We start from the raw sequence: 17,334 nt of genomic DNA on the forward strand, positions 1-17,334 counted from the left end.
GCCAATCACGGTTCAACAAAACGCTGCCAAAGTGCTATGACAATGTCACGATGCGCCTGAAACTCTGCTGCATTCACACTCGCTTTCCCCCCCGTTAACGCGGCACGATGGGTACGGCTTCGGTAGGCAAGGTAAGCTTCTCGCAGTTGCGCTGCTTCTGCCTGGCGGATATGACCACTCTCGGCGAGCGTTTCCAAAATACGGATATTATCGCTATGGGTAATGAGAGCTGGCGTTTTATGCGCCAGTGCCAGTACCGCGTACTGGCAGAGAAACTCGATATCCACCATGCCGCCCGCATCATGTTTCAGGTTAAAGGCCCCCCCCTGGCTGTCATCATGCTGCCCTTTTGTCCCCAGATGATCACGCATCTTATGCCGCATGCTCACCACATCATCGCGTAGCGTTTGAGGGTCACGCTCACGGCGCAGCATATCGCCACGAATTTCGTTAAACCTGGCCGCGAGGGCTATATTACCTGCCACAACACGCGCACGTACCAGGGCTTGATGTTCCCAGGTCCAGGCACTTTGGCGTTGATACTCTTCAAAGGCCGCCAACGAGGTAACCAGCAGACCCGCATTGCCTGACGGGCGCAGGCGCATATCTACTTCATACAGGCTGCCCGCCGGGGTCACAGCGGTTAATAAGTGAATAATGCGTTGCCCCAAACGGGTAAAGAACACCGGGGTATCCAATGGCCGGGGACCGTTGGTGCTGCCTTTACCGTCATGGTTGTGAAGAAACACCAAATCCAAATCAGAGCTATAGCCAAGTTCAATACCACCCAGCTTGCCGTAGCCAATAATCAGAAACGCCGGTTCCTGGGCATTCAGCCCTTCCGGCACACCGTGTTTACGGGTGATATGTTTCCACGCCATGGTCAGCACGGCATCCAGGATGACTTCCGCGATATAGGTTAAGTAATCGCTCACCTTCATGAGATGGCGTGTACCAGCAACATCTGACGCAGCGACATGCAATATCTGTGCATGCTTGAATACCCGCAGGGCTTCCAATTGTGCCTCTTCATCGTCTTCCGGTATACGGTTCAGGGTTTGGCGCAATTCATCGGCAAGGCGTGCCTTATCTGCGGGTGTATATAGCGTTTCGGGCGTTAGTAGTTCGTCCAGCAGAATCGGGTAGCGTGCCAGTTGCTCGGCAATCCATGGACTGGCCGAGCAAAGCCGCATAAGGTGCTCAAGAGCATGGGGGTTCTCACGCAGTAACGCGAGGTAAGCGGTACGACGCAGCACTGATTCTATCAGTGGCTGTACCCTGGCAAGGGCAGTATCGGGTGTCTCATTTTCTGCGGTAGCATCAAGTAATAGCGGCATCAATGCATCCAGCCGCTCATAGCCAATCCGCTGCATGCTTTGTACCTGGCGGGAGTGATAGAGGCTATACAGCCGTTTCAGTGCTTTCTCCGGCTCATGAAAACCAGCATTAGCCAAATGATTCAGAGCCTCTTCCTGCTCCAGCTCACCGCGCCACAGTAAGCGCCACTCGGCCAAGCCAAGACATGCATCGTCGTTAGCTTCTTCAACATCCTCTTCAGGGTCGGAGATCACCGCATCAAAGTGCTGTCGTACCCTTTGGCGCACTTCATCCAGCTGCGCCACCAAGGCAGGCCAGTCCTCGTGGCCCATGGCAAAGGCTACCCGTTCCCGGTCGATATCATCGGTTGGCAGTGTTTGGGTCTGACGGTCTTCCAGGGTTTGCAGGGCGTGCTCAACATCACGTAAGAAGGCGTAATCCGGCAATAGCTCATCCACGATGGTTTGGGGTAGCAGGCCCAGCGCGGGTAACCGGTTTAGGGCAGTGTGCAGTGAGGTTACCTGGAGTTCGGTATCACGTCCTCCGCGGATCAGTTGAAATGCCTGTACGACGAACTCAACCTCGCGAATGCCTCCAGGGCCCAGCTTTATATTGCTCAGCATGCCTTTACGTTTGACTTCCCGGTTGATCATCGCCTTAAGCTCACGCAGCGACTCAATAGCCCCAAAATCCAGGTAACGGCGATAAACAAAGGGCTTTAAGCTTGCGAGCAATTCATACCCGGCATCCAGATCACCGGCAACCGGGCGCGCCTTTAGCATCGCGTAACGCTCCCACTCCCGGCCCTGATCCTGATAGTAGCTGGAAAGCATTGAGAAACTGCCTACCAGTGGGCCACCATCCCCTAGTGGGCGTAATCGCATATCCACGCGAAATGCAAAACCGTCGGCGGTCATGGCATCCAGCGCTGCAATCAATCGCTGTCCCAGCTTGGTATAGTACTCCTGATGCTCAAGGGGTTTACGCCCCCCTTCGGTCTCCCCCTTTTCCGGGAATGCAAAAATCAGGTCAATGTCCGACGAAAGATTAAGCTCGCCCGCTCCCAACTTACCCATTCCCAGCACCACCAAACGCTGGGGGGAACCATCATAGCGGGTCGCTGGTGTTCCCCAGCGAGGAGCATAAAAGCGTTCCAGCCAGTCTAGCGCTACCTCGATACATACTTCGGCCAGCCATGTCACCGCCTGGGCGGTATCCCACATGGTGTAACCTGGGGGACGGTTAAGGTCGCGCCATACGATGCCCAGCATGCGGGCACGGCGAAAGCGACGGATAATCCGCTGCATCGCCTCTTCCTCATCAGCGTCTTCAAGCGCCTCCTGCAACCAGCACACCTGTTCATCCTTGGCGGGCGTGGCGTCAAGCTCACCTGCAACATCAAGCTCTACCAGCCAGTGAGGAAAACGCGTTAACGTATCCAGAGCAAAGGTCGATACAGCAAGTACCCTGGCTAACGCCTCCCGGCGCACTTCAGAAAGTGCCTCCCAACTGTTAGAGGGCAGCGATTGGTTTGTCATCGACGCAATATTATCGGCTTGCTCAAGCGCATCACTTAGACGCTGCCAAGCCTTCTGCGTAACAGGCACCAACACCGGAGGCAGTGTCGCGCTGGGTAAAAACGTATCGTTCAATTGCATCATCACCTCACTACCAAGCACGTTGCGTAGCTGTTAAGAGCCGGTGCTGTTTAAAGGTGGCTGAACACTTAGCCAAAGAATTTTTGCCAGGCTAGTAGCCCCCATGTCAGGCCAGCCATAATCAGCGACAGCATAACTGCCGCCGATCCAATATCTTTTGCCCGCCCGGAAAGCTCGTGGTGCTCAGTACCGATACGATCCACAACGTTTTCAATAGCACTGTTAAGCAGCTCCACAATGAGCACCAGAAACAGGCTGCCAACCAATACCAACCAGCTTATCGGCGTGTCAGCGATCCACCAGGCCAAGGGTAGCATGATCGCTGCGATCACCACTTCCTGACGAAAAGCCGTCTCATTTCTAAATGCAGCTTTCAGCCCTTTCCACGAGTAGCGCGTGGAGTGCACCAGATGCGTTATCCCTGTATGCCTTGACTTCATGCACGTTGCCCATTCTGCGAATAGTAAGTCGTTAATTAGCCAGTATCATCTCGTCCAAATCCAGCGATAGCGGGTCAAGCACTTCAGGCCAGCTAAGGTATGGCGTACTGCCGCTACCGTTGACCAGAACAGTAAACACCCCCCAGCGCCCCTGGGCAGTTCGGAAGTACCCCGCCGCGGCACGCACAGCAAACGGCTGATTCAAGGTACCGGTTTTCAGCATGACATGGTTCTGAAACGTGGGCGAACCCCGACGGATAAAACGCATCACCCCGTTGGCGGGCGACTGAAAAGATGCCACGTAGCTTGGAAAAAGCGCACTTTGGCGAAACATGTCCTCCAGCATAACGTTTACACCATGCGCCGAGGTGCGATTATCCGTGGTTAGCCCACTACCGCTATGTAACGTAACCGGCCCATGCCCCGGCAGACTCTGAACATAAGCTTCAATCGCCTGGCCAGCCTGACGCAGTTGCGCCTGCGGTGTTTCCACCAGATTAAGCGCTAATACGTCAGCCATATAGTTATTGGAGTAATTCATGGTACGCAGCAACAGTTCCTGCAGTGGTTGACTGTCTACAGCGGCCAAACGTTGAGCATTACTGGGGGGGCGCGTGGAGCTGACGCGCCAGGGGTCACGCACGATTATGCCTGCCTGGTTCAACATGCTGAGCAGTACCTGGGCGGTTTTTTCTGCGGCATCCCCTGCCCCACGATAAATATCCCTGGCAGTTGCATTGGTGGAAATCTGACCACTAAGACGCATCACATCCCCCCGCTCGTCGGTAATGCGCTCGGCGCTGATTTCCGTGCCGCTGTTCGCGGGGCGGGTAACGACTTGGTTATCAATATTAATCAATGGCTGCTGACTATCGCACAGCCCCACACGGGCGGGTTCACCGGGCGTTACGGCGGGTGCCACGTTGACGCACCAGGCACCGAAATTCACCCCAGCCGAGGTTAGCGGTGCACTGTAGGTATTGGTCACCCGGGTGCGGGCATTGCAACGGTCAGTGGTAATACACTCAACAGGGCCAAAGCGCCACTGGCTAACCACCAAAGCACCATCCACCTCTTGTACGCCAGCCAGTTGCAGACGCTGCGCCAGGCGCCACAAATCTTCTGTCGTTAGCCCTGGATCCCCACCACCTTCGAAGACCAGATCACCGCGTAACACCCCATTATCAATACTGCCGGTACTAACCAACTGGCTGGTAAAGCGATGTTGAGGCCCAAAACGACGGAGCACAGCCGCAGCCAGATACGCTTTGGTAACGGATGCGGGCGATAGCTGGCTATCAGGGTTAAGGCTACCCAGCAAAGCGTTGCTGCCGGTATCAGCATCCAACAAACGCGCCTCGGCACTAATGGAAAAGCCTTTATTTTGCAGCTGGCCCAAGCGGCTAAAGTCGGCAAATAGGGCCGAACTTACACACAACGTGGCGGTGGCCACACAAAACACAAAGGCACCACGCAACAAACCTACGGGGAATTTGAAGAAGTGCGTCATGTTCGCTCCAGTTCAATGCATAAACGCCACAACGTTTGGCCACTTTGATCATATTTTGCTTCAAAGGGCGTCAAATAGTCATCACCAGGTGAAAATGTGACCACCTCTGCTTGCTTGCCTGTCACCAGGGCTAGCGCATACGCAAACTCTTCCACGTATAGCTGCCAGTTGGAACGCACTTCCAGCCGCCCGCCCAACGCCAGCAGTGTGGGGAAAACAGGGTGTCCATGCCAGCGCATTTTAAGATGTCCCGCCTTGGGATAAGGATTGGGATACAACAAGTAGTGGCGTTCCAGCCCCCAGCCTGCCTGCTCTGCCAAACGCCAAAAATCCACTAGATCCGCCCGTATCAACAGCGCATTGTCGGGCAGTTTTCCGTGATCCTTCCCCAGGCGCTCTGCACTACGGTCAACCCCAATTACCGAATGTTCAGGGAACTGCTCGGCCAAACGGCGGGTCGAAAGCCCCACTCCGCAGCCTGCGTCCAGAATAAGGGGCGCCTGGCGCTGTTGATACCATGCATTGGCCTGCTTAAATGCCTGCAGGGTATGATCGGCAATCGGTTTGCGCAGCGGATGCGCTAATGCACGTGCCACTCTTCGTTCCACATCGTGGTGAGGGCCTGGCTGGTTGGAAACCACCTGTCGAGAATTATGCTGCATGCCATCCCCTGCTAGAAAAAAGGCGTGATTCTACCAGTCTCCCGCGTGTCCGGCATGACGCCGTTGCATACCCGGTGCTATGATCACGCTCGAGATATCTATTAAGTGCAGATGAGTAATGCAATTCACCATGTATCTGCCAATAACTGTTACTACAAACCACCGCACCACGAGGAACCCGGCTTGTCACACTTACCGGTGATTGTCGGCATGGGCGGCATCAATCCCGCCGGCAGAACCTCGGGCCACCAGGCCTTCCGCCGCACCGTGCTTGATGCTCTTCCTGCTGACCAACAGCGCCAAACACTGGAAGGCTTGGCAGCGCTTATGCGCCTTGCCGAGCACTCCGAAAAAGGGTGGCACGATAGTGCAGGCCAGCCCCTGGACTCCCCTGCTCAGACGCTACGCGACCAGGTGCTTAATCACACGCTGATTCGTCGCAATGAAGATCCGCGTTTTCTCGCACCGGGCCTACCAGCCAATCGTCAGGCCAATATGGCACTGGCAGAACCGCTGCACTTCACGCTGCGCCGCCGCCAACTGCCCGAGCAGATTCCAGCTAATTGGCAGGTAAGGGATATCGATGCGCGTGAAGTCGAGGTGACTGTACCTGCGGGGACGCTGGATGTCCTGCTGCCGGATGCTCATGAGCCCAAAGTCCGCGCAGCGGCACAGCTACCCAGCGGATTTGATCCGGCAAGTCTCTACCGTAGCGTACACCATCCCCGTGGGCTATCCATGGCCATCTTCGCCGCTAGCGATTGCCTGGGAGCCAGCGGGCTTTCATGGGAGTCCCTTCGCCAGCAGCTTAACCCGGACCATATTGCCGTCTATGCAGGCAATTCGATTGGCCAGTTGGATGACCAGGGCTGGGGAGGCCTGTTAAAAAGTTTGGTGAGTGGCCAGCGCGCCACCTCCAAGCAGATGCCGCTTGGCTATGGGCAGATGCCTGCCGATTTCCTTAATGCCTATGTGCTGGGCAGCGTGGGCAGCACAGGGGCGGCGCTAGGGGCTTGCGCCAGCTTTTTATATAACCTGCGCCTGGGCATTGATGATATCCGCTCGGGTCGCTGCCGCGTGGTGATGGTAGGCACAGCCGATGCCCCGATTACCCCCGAAATTATTGAAGGCTTTCGCGCCATGGGTGCGCTGGCAGATGATGCCAGCTTAAAGGCTCTGGATGCCCTTGAACTGCTGACCGATGCCGACTATCAACGCGCCTGCCGCCCATTTGCCCGCAACTGTGGTTTTACCATGGCGGAGGCGAGCCAGTTTGTGCTGCTGATGGACGACGCTCTGGCGCTGGAGCTAGGCGCGGATATTCTAGGCGCAGTACCCGATGTTTTTGTTAATGCGGATGGTTTCAAACGCTCTATTTCCGCTCCCGGTATCGGTAACTATATTACGCTGGGTAAAGCGGCCTCGCTGGTGCGTGGGATGCTTGGTGAGAAAGCGCTAAAGGAGCGGACATTCCTGCATGCCCATGGCACCAGTACGCCCAAAAACCGCATTACCGAATCCCATGTCTTTGATGAAATTGCCCGTGCAAACAGCATCAATGATTGGCCGGTAGTGGCGATTAAGGCCTTTATTGGTCACTCCCAGGGCTCTGCTGCGGGTGACCAGCTCGCCAGCGCGCTAGGCAGCTTTGCCCATGGTTTACTACCGGGCATTCCAACCCTGGATGCAGTCGCAGATGATGTCTATGCCAACCGGCTGCGCCTGTTTACCACGCCACAGCTGTTTAAAGCGGATGCTGCGTTTATTAATGCCAAAGGGTTTGGCGGCAATAATGCCACTGGCGTGGTGCTGTCTCCCGATGTGACTGAACGGCTGTTAGCCAAGCGCCACGGTACTGCAGCCATTAACGCCTGGAAAGCGCGGCGCGAAGCAGTGAGGGCCAACGCAGCGGCATACCTGGCTCAGGCAGACCACGGTCACTATAAGCCGCGCTACCAGTTTGGCGAGGCGGTTCTGGAAGGCCCAGAGCTTGAGATCCATGCCGACCGCATTCACATTCCCGGCTACGAGCACGCCGTATCGCTTACCAGCGATAACCCATATGGTCAGCTTGATGAGGAGACCTTTTGATGTGTGCCCATCGCATTAATATCGCGGTCTACCCAGGCACTTTCGATCCGATTACCAATGGGCACTTTGATCTGATTGAACGCGGCGCAAGAATGTTCGACAAGGTCGTCATCGCGGTGGCCGCCAGCCCAGGCAAGCGCCCCAGCCTTTCGCTGGAGACTCGCACGACCTTGGCCAAAGCCGTTTGTGCTTCGTTACCCAACGTAGAGGTCATCGGCTTTGCCACCCTATTGACCACCATGATGCACGAACAGGGCGCCACTATTATTCTGCGTGGCCTGCGTGCAGTCTCAGACTTTGAGTACGAACTGCAGTTGGCTAACATGAATCGCGCTCAAAATCCCGAGCTTGAAAGCGTTTTCCTTACCCCTGCGGTGGAAAATTCCTATATTTCCTCAACCATTGTGCGAGAAATTGCCAAGCTTGGTGGTGATATTTCCCCTCTTGTTCACCCACAGGTCGCAGAGGCGCTGCGTAAGCACTACAATACGTAGCCATCGACATTGTTGAGTAAAACACTCGGGTATCCAGCGGGTATCCGGGTGAGCCAGCCATTCGTGAGGTATGCCCATGGCCCTGATGATCACCGACGAATGCATTAACTGCGACGTCTGCGAACCCGAATGCCCCAACGACGCGATCTCTCCCGGAGAGGAGATTTACGTGATCAATCCAAATCTGTGTACCGAATGCGTTGGGCACTTTGATGAGCCCCAATGCCAGCAGGTTTGCCCAGTGGACTGTATACCCCTGGACCCGGAACGCCCCGAAACCCAAGAGCAGCTGATGGAGAAGTACCGCATTATTACTGCTGCATAGCGCCACTACAGCGTGCGTATTTGGGCTCTTGCCTGGCCAATTATTCTGTCTAATATCACTGTCCCCTTGCTGGGGCTGGTGGATACTGCCGTGGTCGGCCATCTACCTGACTCACGCTATCTCGCGGCAGTCACACTAGGTGCTACGCTATTCAGCTTTCTCTATTGGGGCTTTGGCTTTCTACGCATGGGTACCACTGGGCTGGTGGCCCAGGCCATAGGACGCGACAACAGTAGCGACGTGCGTAACCTGCTGGGGCAGTCGCTGATTATGGCGGGCATTATTGGCACGCTGCTGATTGTGTTTGGCTCGCCACTGATTTCGCTGGGGTTAAGGTTGCTGGATGGTAGTGAGCTAGCAACACCACTGGCCCGGGAGTATGCGGAGATCAGGCTCTGGTCCGCCCCGGCAGTACTTGCTAACTATGCCATTCTGGGCTGGTTCCTGGGCCAGCAAAACTCCCGCGTTACCCTGATGATTCTGATGCTGACCAACAGCGTCAATATCGTGCTTGATCTGTGGTTTGTGATCGGGTTTGGCATGACCAGCAACGGTGTTGCCTTGGCAAGTGTTATCGCGGATTACACTGCATGTGCCTTTGGCGGCTACCTGGTGCTGCGCCAGTTGGGTCGGCTGGACGGCTGTTTTCAGCGCCAGCGCCTGCTGGTGCTATCCGCCTATACCGCTCTGTTTAATGTCAATGCCAACCTCTTTGTGCGTACCATGGGCCTACTGTTCGTCATGGCTTTCTTCACCGCTCAGGGGGCCCGCCAGGGCGACACCATATTGGCCGCAAACGCCGTCCTGCTTCAATTTATTATGCTCACCAGTTATGCGCTGGATGGTTTTGCCCATGCCGCAGAATCCCTGGTGGGCAGAGCCTATGGCCGACGTGACTGGCGCGAGTTTGCAGAGATGATACATGCCGCCGCCCGGTTTTCGTTCTGGACGGCCGCGGCGGCTGCGCTGGTATTCGCATTAGGCGGCCACTACCTTATTGCACTACTCACTAGTCTTGACGAGGTCCGCAGTACTGCTGCCAGCTATCTGCCCTGGATGGTGGTCATGCCGCTGATTGCCGTGTGGAGCTATCTCTTCGACGGTGTGTTTATCGGCACCACTGCCATTCGTGAAATGCGCAACAGCATCTTTGTTGGCCTGGCAGTTTATTTACCCTCCTGGTGGCTAACTCAGGGCCTTGGCAACCATGGGTTGTGGTTAGCCTTTACACTCTTCACTTTAGCACGCTCCGCCGTGCTCATCGGTTACTACCGCCACTACCGGCATACCCGCTGGCACGCTACCCCCCCAAACCAATAGAGCGTTGAAGTCTAAAACGTTCGCCCTTTTCCAACTGCGCTAACGTACAGGTAGGCAGCTGGATAAGTCATCCCATGAGAGATGAAATATACGGCGCGTCCCCGTATATTAGCGACGCACTTCCTAATAACGAATAAAGTGAGCATTTCATGCTAAAACTCATATCCAGACCAGCGGTTAAGCTGGTTGAGCGCTACCTACCAGACCCCTACATTTTTGTGCTCCTATTGACGCTCATCGCGGCAGTTGCCGCCATCGCCGTAGAGCGCCAAACGCCTCTTGCGGTACTACGCATGTGGGGGGATGGCTTTTGGGGCCTGCTCACCTTCTCCATGCAAATGCTACTGGTGCTGGTCACTGGCTTTATGCTGGCCAGTTCTCCGCCAGTAAAAAGTATTCTGCAAAAAATTGCCAGTACCGCGAAAAGCCCAGGTGGCGCTATTATTCTTGTCACTCTGGTTTCCTTAACCGCAAGCTGGATCAACTGGGGGTTTGGCCTGGTCGTAGGTGCCCTGTTTGCCAAAGAGCTGGCACGCCTGATCAGGGTCGATTACCGCTTGCTGGTGGCCAGCGCCTATTCAGGCTTTGTAGTATGGCATGGCGGCTTGGCAGGCTCAGTTCCATTGACCATTGCGACGGAAGGCCACTTCGCTGCTGATCAGATCGGTGTAATCAGCACGGGTTCTACCATCTTTGCCTTCTTTAATTTGGCGATCGTGGTCTGTTTGTTTATCGCCGTCCCCCTGGTCAACCGCATGATGCTGCCTGATGAAAAAGACAGCGTTTATGTGGATCCTAAACTCCTTGACGATGAGCCGGAACCACAAGGGCGTGTGACCCGCCCAGCGGAAAAACTGGAAAACAGCATGCCGTTGGCCCTAATGGTTGGCGTACCGGGGCTGTTATTCCTACTTGATCACTTCCTGCTGCGCGGCGGTAGCCTGAACCTGAATGTGGTCAACTTTCTGTTCCTGTTCCTGGCCATTGTGCTGCACCGCACGCCACGAAACCTGCTGAATAGCCTTAATGAGGCGATTAAAGGCGGGGCAGGAATCGTTATCCAGTTCCCCTTCTACGCTGGCATTATGGCCATTATGGTCCAGTCGGGTTTGGCACAAAGCATGTCGGAGTGGCTGGTATCGTTTGCGACTGCCACCTCACTGCCGTTCTGGTCCTTTATCAGCGCTGGCATTGTTAACTTGTTTGTACCTTCCGGTGGCGGCCAGTGGGCAGTTCAGGCTCCCGTGATGCTGCCTGCCGCTGAAGCGCTGGGTGCTGATATAGCCCGGGTTTCCATGGCGGTTGCCTGGGGCGATGCCTGGACCAACCTGTTGCAGCCCTTCTGGGCATTGCCGGTGCTCGCTATCGCAGGGCTCAAAGCCAAAGACATTATGGGCTTCTGTTTAATCCAGCTGTTTATTACCGGTGCCATCATCTCTATTGGACTCGTGTGGTTTTAGAGCTTTAACCGCCTGACTACATATAAAAGCCCGCCCTTGCCAAGGGCGGGCAACTTTAGCCCTCAAGGTTCTCCCATGCCTGAAACACCTACAATTGAACACAACGCCCTGCCCGGCCAGCATGAACTTTCAATGACGGTGTTAATGACACCGGATATGGCCAATTTCAGCGGCAAAGTACATGGCGGTGCTATTCTTAAAAAGCTTGACGAAGTGGCCTATGCTTGCGCTAGCCGTTACTCGGGTCACTATGTGGTGACACTATCCGTCGACCTGGTGCTGTTTAAGCAGCCGATACACGTTGGAGAGCTAGTGACGTTTCTGGCAAGCGTGAACCATGTGGGCCACTCCTCCATGGAGATTGGCGTTAAAGTGGTCGCCGAGGATATTCGCGCAAAGCTGATCCGGCACACCAATAGCTGTTATCTCACCATGGTGGCCGTTGATGAACATGGCAAGCCAGCCAGAGTGCCGATGCTCTCACTGGAAACGCCACTGCAAAAACTGAGATTTGAAAAAGCCGCCCTGCGCAAAAAACTGCGCAAGCAGGCAGAACAGGAAGAGCTGCTCACCCAACAGCAACATCAGCAGCACTCTTAACCTTATTCTCATGCTAACGACAAGGAGTCCTCATGCCCGCCAGGGAGCGCTACCCCCATCTACCTAAAGCGGTTGAGTATGCGCATATAGGCTGGGATTTTCTAATTCTCGCTGCTGTGGTTGTTAACCTCTGCCTGCTGCTATTTGATTCGTTGTTCCTTATCGAACCACTTAACCAGGCGATTGCCACCATCACTCCCGGCTTCCACGATTTTTACGATTCGACGATCCATAGCCGGTTTATTTATATCGATCTGGTATTTGTCAGCTTTTTCATTGCCGATGTACTGCTGGGCTGGGCCGTTGCCATTGCAGAACGGCGCTATCACCGCTGGTTTTTCTACCCATTTATACACTGGTACGACGTGCTTGGCTGTATTCCGCTGAGCGGTTTCCGCTTATTGCGCGCCCTTCGCGTGGTATCGCTACTGCATAGACTGCACCGTTTACGCCTGATCGACATTACCCGCTGGGCGGGCTATCAGTTTTTTGCCAAATACTACGACATACTGCTTGAAGAACTCTCCGACCGTATTGCTCTTCGTCTGCTTGGTAATGTGCAACAACAAATTACAGCCAGTGATTCGCTAACTGAGAGCGTAATTGACCGCGTGATCCTCCCCCGCAAAACCCAGTTAATTCACGAAATCACCCAGCGCCTGGAAGATACGGTAGGACAATCCTACCAGCAGAACCGTGCTGCCATTATGGCGGCAATTGATGACCTGGTAACCCGGACATTAAGGGAGAGCCCTGAAATTCAGCGTTTACATCGCCTGCCGATGGGACAAACGGCCTCCAATGCCATGCAGGCATCCTTAAGTGGCGTGGCCCAGCGACTGGTGGATGAACTTGCGTTAGGCATTCATTCAACGGAGTTTCGACAATTGATTGAGCGCACAGCAGAAAGCGGGTTCGACAGCTGGCTAACCGTCGATGAGGGCAGCGCCCATGTTACCGAGCAGGTGCTCTATGACATGCTGGAAATGCTCAAAGAGCAGGTTCGCCGCCAGCGTTGGAAGGATCGCTATGATTAGCCGCTACGGCATCTGCTCAAACCGTTATGGGAGCAAGAGGCGGCTGAACAAGGCACTCCTTGATCATCATTAAAGCCTTGGTCAGCACTTGCCGATCCACCGCAGCACCAATGCAGATGCGAATTGCCTGAGGGGCTGGCGCACTGCCTACGCAAAAGGGTTCCGCGCTGGACACCTTTACCCCTCGATTGAGCAGACGCTCACATAGCGCTACGGCGCGACTGCCTTCAGGAAGGGTTAGCCACACATTGCTGCCATGAGCTCGCCGACCTAGCGTATAACCGGATAAGATACTGGCAGCCAGCTGCTGGCGCATGGCTAACTCTTCGGTTTGCCACTCCAGCAGGGTGTGGGCAGCCGACTGAGTGATCCAATGGCAGGCCACATCCACCATCAGTGGCGGCACCATCCAGCTTTGTGCCCTAAGCCCAGCGGCAAGCTGTTCAAGCAGAGGTGTGGGCGCACGCAAGATACCGATACGCAGCCCACCGGCCAATACTTTCGCAGTGCTAAACACAAACAGTGTTCGCTCCGGTGCCAACTGGTACACAGGGGTACCACGCTGCGCGTCGGGTAAATACTGTACGCCATCTTCAAGTAGCCAGATATCGTAGCGTCTGGCAAGCGCTACCAGTTGCTGGCGACGCGTTTCGCTAAGACAGGTACCCGTGGGGTTGTTCTGGTCAGGTGTTACATAGATAAGCCGTGGAGGCTGACGGGCGCACTGCGCCTCCAGCGCATCCATCCGCATCCCCTCCTCATCAAACGCAATACCTACCATTTTGAGATGGGCTTGTTGAGCTGCACTAATCGCGCCGGGATACGTTAATGCATCCGCGGCCATTAGCTCGCCTGGGCGTAACAGCGTACCAAGTACCAGACTAATGCCGTGCTGGCCACCTTGAGTAATCAGTAACTCGTCAGCCGCCAACGGCATACCCAGCCCCTCCAGCCATTCAGCCAACTGCTGACGATGCTCTTTGTTGCCTCTCGCATCCAGATAAGAAACTCCACGCGCTAATGCCGTTGGCGAGCGACTTACCGCACTTAACGCGTCGCTTAAGGCCTGCTGTCGGAGTGGGTGGGGGGGAGGCAGGCTCAGGCCCAAATTAATCATGCCAGGGTTATCGTCAGGCGTTAACCCCATATCAAAGCTCGTCGGCACTGCGGGCTGTTTAACAAAAGTGCCACTGCCAACCCTGGCGACCACCCAACCATTATGCTCTGCCTCAGCATAACCTCGCGTTACGGTACCCACTGTTACCCCTAACGCATCAGCCAGGCGTCGCTGAGGGGGCAGGCGCTCTCCTGGAGTCAGCACTCCATCTGTAATGGCCGCTCCAATCGCATTAGCAATGGCTCGATAACGAGGACCGGAAATTTCGTCGAGTGATGGCACCCAAATTGTCATGGTGACAATAAAACCTTTGACGTAAATATAGCGGTCATTATGCTAACAAAATCACTGACAGGCAATCCATTATCACAAAATTGTATGGATACAAAAATGAATAGCGAATGGTTAATCCTGGGGCCTGCTGCGCTCTATATGGTATCGATGACGCTAACCCCTGGCCCCAACAATATTATGTTGACGGCATCCGGCGCCAACTTCGGCTTTCGCCGTACGATGCCACATATGTGGGGGATTTTAGGTGGCTGCTTTCTGTTATTCGCCAGTATTGCTCTGGGCCTGGGGGTACTGTTTGAACGCTTTCCGGTGGTGCAAACCACTCTGCGTTGGGTGGGAAGCGCCTACTTACTGTATCTTGCATGGAAAATTGCTATCGCCCCACCCCCACACCTTGATGGCAATCAGCTTAGCGTACCGCTAACCTTCTGGCAGGCAGCAATGTTCCAGTTTGCTAACCCCAAGGCGTGGGTCATGGGTCTGGCCTTGATGGCGGGCTTCCTTCCCGAAAGCGGTCAGCCTGTCATCAACGCACTGGTGCTGGCGGGCTTTGCGGAAGTGGTCGCGCTGCCCTGCATCGCTCTCTGGGCAGTCTTTGGAACCGCCATTGGCCAGTGGATTAAAAGCGACAGTGCATGGCGAGCTTTCAATGTCACCATGGGCCTACTCACCGCCGCCTGCGTCGTATTGATATTGGGTTAACCGCAGCGCAGTGCTTCGATCATGTCGTTGCTTTCTAAATGGATATTCAAGCGGTCTTCCCGATAGTCCATCGTGGCAGCGCTGCCGGGGCGTAACACACGTACCTGACGGGCACTGCTTTCACTCTGTAACTGGGGTACATTGGCCTCATCAAACGGCTCTCCAATGGCATACTGAATGGTGTCAATATTGCAGGTAGCCCCTGCACTGGACACCTCTTCCTGCCCAACCGTAGGGGGTGGAGGTGCACTTTCATCGTCAGGAACACTGGCGCACGCTGCCAAAAGCGTGGCCGTCAACAGCACCACAAAACCGTTCATTGCCAGCTTTTTTACTGAGCAGCGTTGTAAATTACCCATGCAAGACCTTCCTTTATTTACAAGTGGTCGCCACACATACTACAAAGTAGGCTAGGCAGACATGCCTAGCCGACAAGAAGCGTCCGCTATCAACAACGTTAACTCGCTGCATCCTGAACGGCCCGCCCACCTTCCTGAACATCCTGCCCGGCGCCTGCTACGGTATTACAGCCTGCTAAAGCGCCGGCGGCCATGAGCAGAATAAAGCTGGTAGCGAGTAGTTTTTTCATTGGTGTTCTCCATAACAAGTCGGTCAACATCGGGAAGCTCCGGCGGTAGTATTACCACATAGGAGTTCTTTCAGCGTAACAGCGTTTTAACAAATTCGCCTGTTTTACACCTGGTTGCCTGGCGCCAATAACATGATCCACTGCTATGATAGCCACCATTCATCCGTCTACCTGGAGTAACTCACTTGGATACGTTTGCTCTTGATCCACGCTTGGAAGCTGACTCATTACCGCTCGCCGACCTGCCCCTAAGCCGGGCTTTATTAATGAACGACGCACGTTATCCCTGGGTTATTTTGGTGCCCAGAGTGCCCTCCATCAGCGAGGTGTTTGAGCTATCCCAGGAAGATCAGGAGCAGTTGTGGCGTGAAACAACCGCACTGGGGGCGGCAATGAAAGAAGCGTTCCACGGTGACAAGCTTAATATTGCCACCCTGGGTAATGTGGTTAGTCAGCTGCACATCCATCTGGTCGTACGATATCAGGATGATGCCAGCTGGCCTGCCCCCGTATGGGGCAACGGCAGTGCCAAACCTTATGCTTTAACTCAACAGGGAGAACGCCGTGAGCAGCTATTGGCCCAAATTAGGGGCCTAACGCTATAGGCGGACTAAGGGGGAAGGAATCAAATCATCAACTCCCATCCAGCATGACCACCTAGCCTCTTAACAAGGGGGAGTTCTGCCGCTGGGCGGGCTCATTCAGCAATGGGCCACTGGTAGGCTGGGCAGCGCCTGCCAGTGAAAGCGACACGCCTAACGCAATAATGAGTGCGCCACCGGTCAGTGCCACCCATCCGGCCACTTTTTCAACCACTTGCTGGCTGCGTTGCTTATGTAAACGTTTGGTAGCCCAGCCGCGCGCAAATACGCTGGTCAGGGCCAGCGCCGAAACGGTGATTCCTGTCCCTAGTGACATCGCAAGGACAGACGCCACACCGACATAAAACTGCCCTAGCAGGCTGGCAGCCCCTACCATCAACACAGCGCCGGTACAGGGGCGCATGCCAATGGCTCCTACGGTCATCAGGGCGGTGCGCCAATCAAGCGCCTGCTGCGGCTCGATATGGTGAGCACCACCACAACAGTGGGAATGATCATGAGTGTGGCTGTGGCTGTGGCTGTGGCCAGAAGCATCAGAAAGCTTAACCGCATACGCACGGCGCAGCTGTTTCACTGCTCGCCAGCATAGCCATCCCCCTAATAGCACGACCAGCATAAAACTCGCCTGCTCCACCCAAGCCACACTCCCCATCGCCTGGCGGGTCACCCAGCCCAAGCCGTGCACCAGTACTACCACCATGGCAATAGCGGTAACCCCTTGCAGTAATGAAGCCGCAAAAGAGAGACCTAATGCGCGTCGGGTTGCGCCTCCATGGGATGCCAGATACGTGGCGAGCACCGCCTTGCCATGTCCCGGCCCTGCGGCGTGAAACACCCCATAGGCAAAGCTGACTCCCAGTAGCGATAGCCAGGTTGCGGTGGTGGGCTCACGTGAAAGTTCAGTGATAGCTAACGTCAGGGCTCGATGCAGGTCACGCTGCCAGGATAGCAGCTGTAAGCTGGCCCCCTGCAAATTGGCTTGTACCAGATACATAAGCAGTGCCACACCCAGCACAGCACACATACCCCAAGCCATTTGTCGCCACAATAGAGGCATCAATACCCTCCATAAATATTCTTCAGCTAACCCATCGTCCGGAATTGTCTACTTTCAAA

At 55.0% G+C, this 17,334-nt stretch carries 17 protein-coding genes; 9 read left to right on the forward strand and 8 right to left on the reverse strand.

Features of this window, described 5'->3' with window-relative positions; genetic code table 11:
• Positions 1-5: 5 nt before the first annotated feature.
• The 4 genes from glnE to trmB all read right to left on the reverse strand — a co-directional run bounded on the left by glnE (position 6) and on the right by trmB (position 5,587).
• Positions 6-2,975, reverse strand: coding sequence for a bifunctional [glutamate--ammonia ligase]-adenylyl-L-tyrosine phosphorylase/[glutamate--ammonia-ligase] adenylyltransferase (glnE, locus tag HP566_RS03675; RefSeq protein ID WP_249975911.1), 2,970 nt, complete (start codon positions 2,973-2,975; stop codon positions 6-8).
• A 68-nt stretch (positions 2,976-3,043) separates the two neighbouring features.
• A complete protein-coding gene (locus tag HP566_RS03680; protein ID WP_249975912.1) occupies positions 3,044-3,415 on the reverse strand; it encodes a diacylglycerol kinase in 372 nt (123 codons plus the stop codon).
• Positions 3,416-3,446: 31 nt separating this feature from the next.
• Positions 3,447-4,925 (reverse strand): D-alanyl-D-alanine carboxypeptidase/D-alanyl-D-alanine endopeptidase, encoded by a 1,479-nt coding sequence (gene dacB, locus HP566_RS03685; protein ID WP_249975913.1) that lies wholly within the window; start codon positions 4,923-4,925, stop codon positions 3,447-3,449.
• Complete coding sequence (gene trmB, locus HP566_RS03690) at positions 4,922-5,587, reverse strand: tRNA (guanine(46)-N(7))-methyltransferase TrmB (protein ID WP_249975914.1); 666 nt, start codon at positions 5,585-5,587, stop codon at positions 4,922-4,924. The genes dacB and trmB overlap by 4 nt, the downstream gene beginning before the upstream one ends.
• Positions 5,588-5,797: 210 nt before the next feature.
• On the opposite strand from trmB, the gene HP566_RS03695 reads away from it, so the two are divergent.
• The 7 genes from HP566_RS03695 to HP566_RS03725 all read left to right on the forward strand — a co-directional run bounded on the left by HP566_RS03695 (position 5,798) and on the right by HP566_RS03725 (position 12,914).
• Positions 5,798-7,678: a beta-ketoacyl synthase gene (locus tag HP566_RS03695; RefSeq protein WP_249975960.1), complete on the forward strand. Its 1,881-nt coding sequence runs from the start codon at positions 5,798-5,800 to the stop codon at positions 7,676-7,678.
• A complete protein-coding gene (gene coaD, locus HP566_RS03700) occupies positions 7,678-8,172 on the forward strand; it encodes a pantetheine-phosphate adenylyltransferase (protein WP_249975915.1) in 495 nt (164 codons plus the stop codon). Before HP566_RS03695 ends, coaD begins: the two co-directional genes overlap by 1 nt.
• Before the next feature lie 76 nt (positions 8,173-8,248).
• Positions 8,249-8,497 carry a YfhL family 4Fe-4S dicluster ferredoxin gene (locus HP566_RS03705; protein WP_039182874.1) on the forward strand — a complete coding sequence of 83 codons (249 nt, stop codon included), beginning with the start codon at positions 8,249-8,251 and terminating at the stop codon, positions 8,495-8,497.
• Between the two features lie 12 nt (positions 8,498-8,509).
• On the forward strand, positions 8,510-9,817 hold the full coding sequence (locus tag HP566_RS03710) for an MATE family efflux transporter (RefSeq protein ID WP_249975916.1): 1,308 nt from the start codon (positions 8,510-8,512) through the stop codon (positions 9,815-9,817).
• 149 nt (positions 9,818-9,966) lie between these two features.
• The gene (locus tag HP566_RS03715) at positions 9,967-11,277 is read left to right on the forward strand and encodes a short-chain fatty acid transporter (RefSeq protein WP_249975917.1); all 1,311 of its coding nucleotides are present in this window, start codon (positions 9,967-9,969) and stop codon (positions 11,275-11,277) included.
• A 75-nt stretch (positions 11,278-11,352) separates the two neighbouring features.
• A complete protein-coding gene (locus HP566_RS03720; protein WP_249975918.1) occupies positions 11,353-11,877 on the forward strand; it encodes an acyl-CoA thioesterase in 525 nt (174 codons plus the stop codon).
• A gap of 32 nt (positions 11,878-11,909) precedes the next feature.
• Positions 11,910-12,914, forward strand: a complete 1,005-nt coding sequence (locus HP566_RS03725; RefSeq protein ID WP_249975919.1) for an ion transporter — start codon at positions 11,910-11,912, stop codon at positions 12,912-12,914.
• Positions 12,915-12,930: 16 nt separating this feature from the next.
• Here HP566_RS03725 and HP566_RS03730 read toward each other — a convergent pair whose 3' ends face one another.
• On the reverse strand, positions 12,931-14,325 hold the full coding sequence (locus tag HP566_RS03730) for a PLP-dependent aminotransferase family protein (protein ID WP_249975920.1): 1,395 nt from the start codon (positions 14,323-14,325) through the stop codon (positions 12,931-12,933).
• A gap of 96 nt (positions 14,326-14,421) precedes the next feature.
• On the opposite strand from HP566_RS03730, the gene HP566_RS03735 reads away from it, so the two are divergent.
• Positions 14,422-15,027 (forward strand): LysE family translocator, encoded by a 606-nt coding sequence (locus HP566_RS03735; protein ID WP_249975921.1) that lies wholly within the window; start codon positions 14,422-14,424, stop codon positions 15,025-15,027.
• Here the strand turns inward: HP566_RS03735 and HP566_RS03740 are convergent.
• Complete coding sequence (locus HP566_RS03740) at positions 15,024-15,386, reverse strand: I78 family peptidase inhibitor (protein ID WP_249975922.1); 363 nt, start codon at positions 15,384-15,386, stop codon at positions 15,024-15,026. The genes HP566_RS03735 and HP566_RS03740 overlap by 4 nt on opposite strands.
• A 98-nt stretch (positions 15,387-15,484) precedes the next feature.
• On the reverse strand, positions 15,485-15,616 hold the full coding sequence (locus HP566_RS03745; protein WP_016916094.1) for an entericidin A/B family lipoprotein: 132 nt from the start codon (positions 15,614-15,616) through the stop codon (positions 15,485-15,487).
• Between the two features lie 185 nt (positions 15,617-15,801).
• On the opposite strand from HP566_RS03745, the gene HP566_RS03750 reads away from it, so the two are divergent.
• Positions 15,802-16,221 carry an HIT domain-containing protein gene (locus HP566_RS03750; RefSeq protein ID WP_249975923.1) on the forward strand — a complete coding sequence of 140 codons (420 nt, stop codon included), beginning with the start codon at positions 15,802-15,804 and terminating at the stop codon, positions 16,219-16,221.
• A 52-nt stretch (positions 16,222-16,273) separates the two neighbouring features.
• On the opposite strand, the gene HP566_RS03755 is transcribed toward HP566_RS03750, so the two are convergent.
• Positions 16,274-17,275, reverse strand: a complete 1,002-nt coding sequence (locus HP566_RS03755; protein WP_249975924.1) for a nickel/cobalt transporter — start codon at positions 17,273-17,275, stop codon at positions 16,274-16,276.
• Positions 17,276-17,334: the final 59 nt, after the last annotated feature.

Source organism: Vreelandella olivaria (genome assembly GCF_023507745.1).
Taxonomy (GTDB): domain Bacteria; phylum Pseudomonadota; class Gammaproteobacteria; order Pseudomonadales; family Halomonadaceae; genus Vreelandella; species Vreelandella olivaria_A.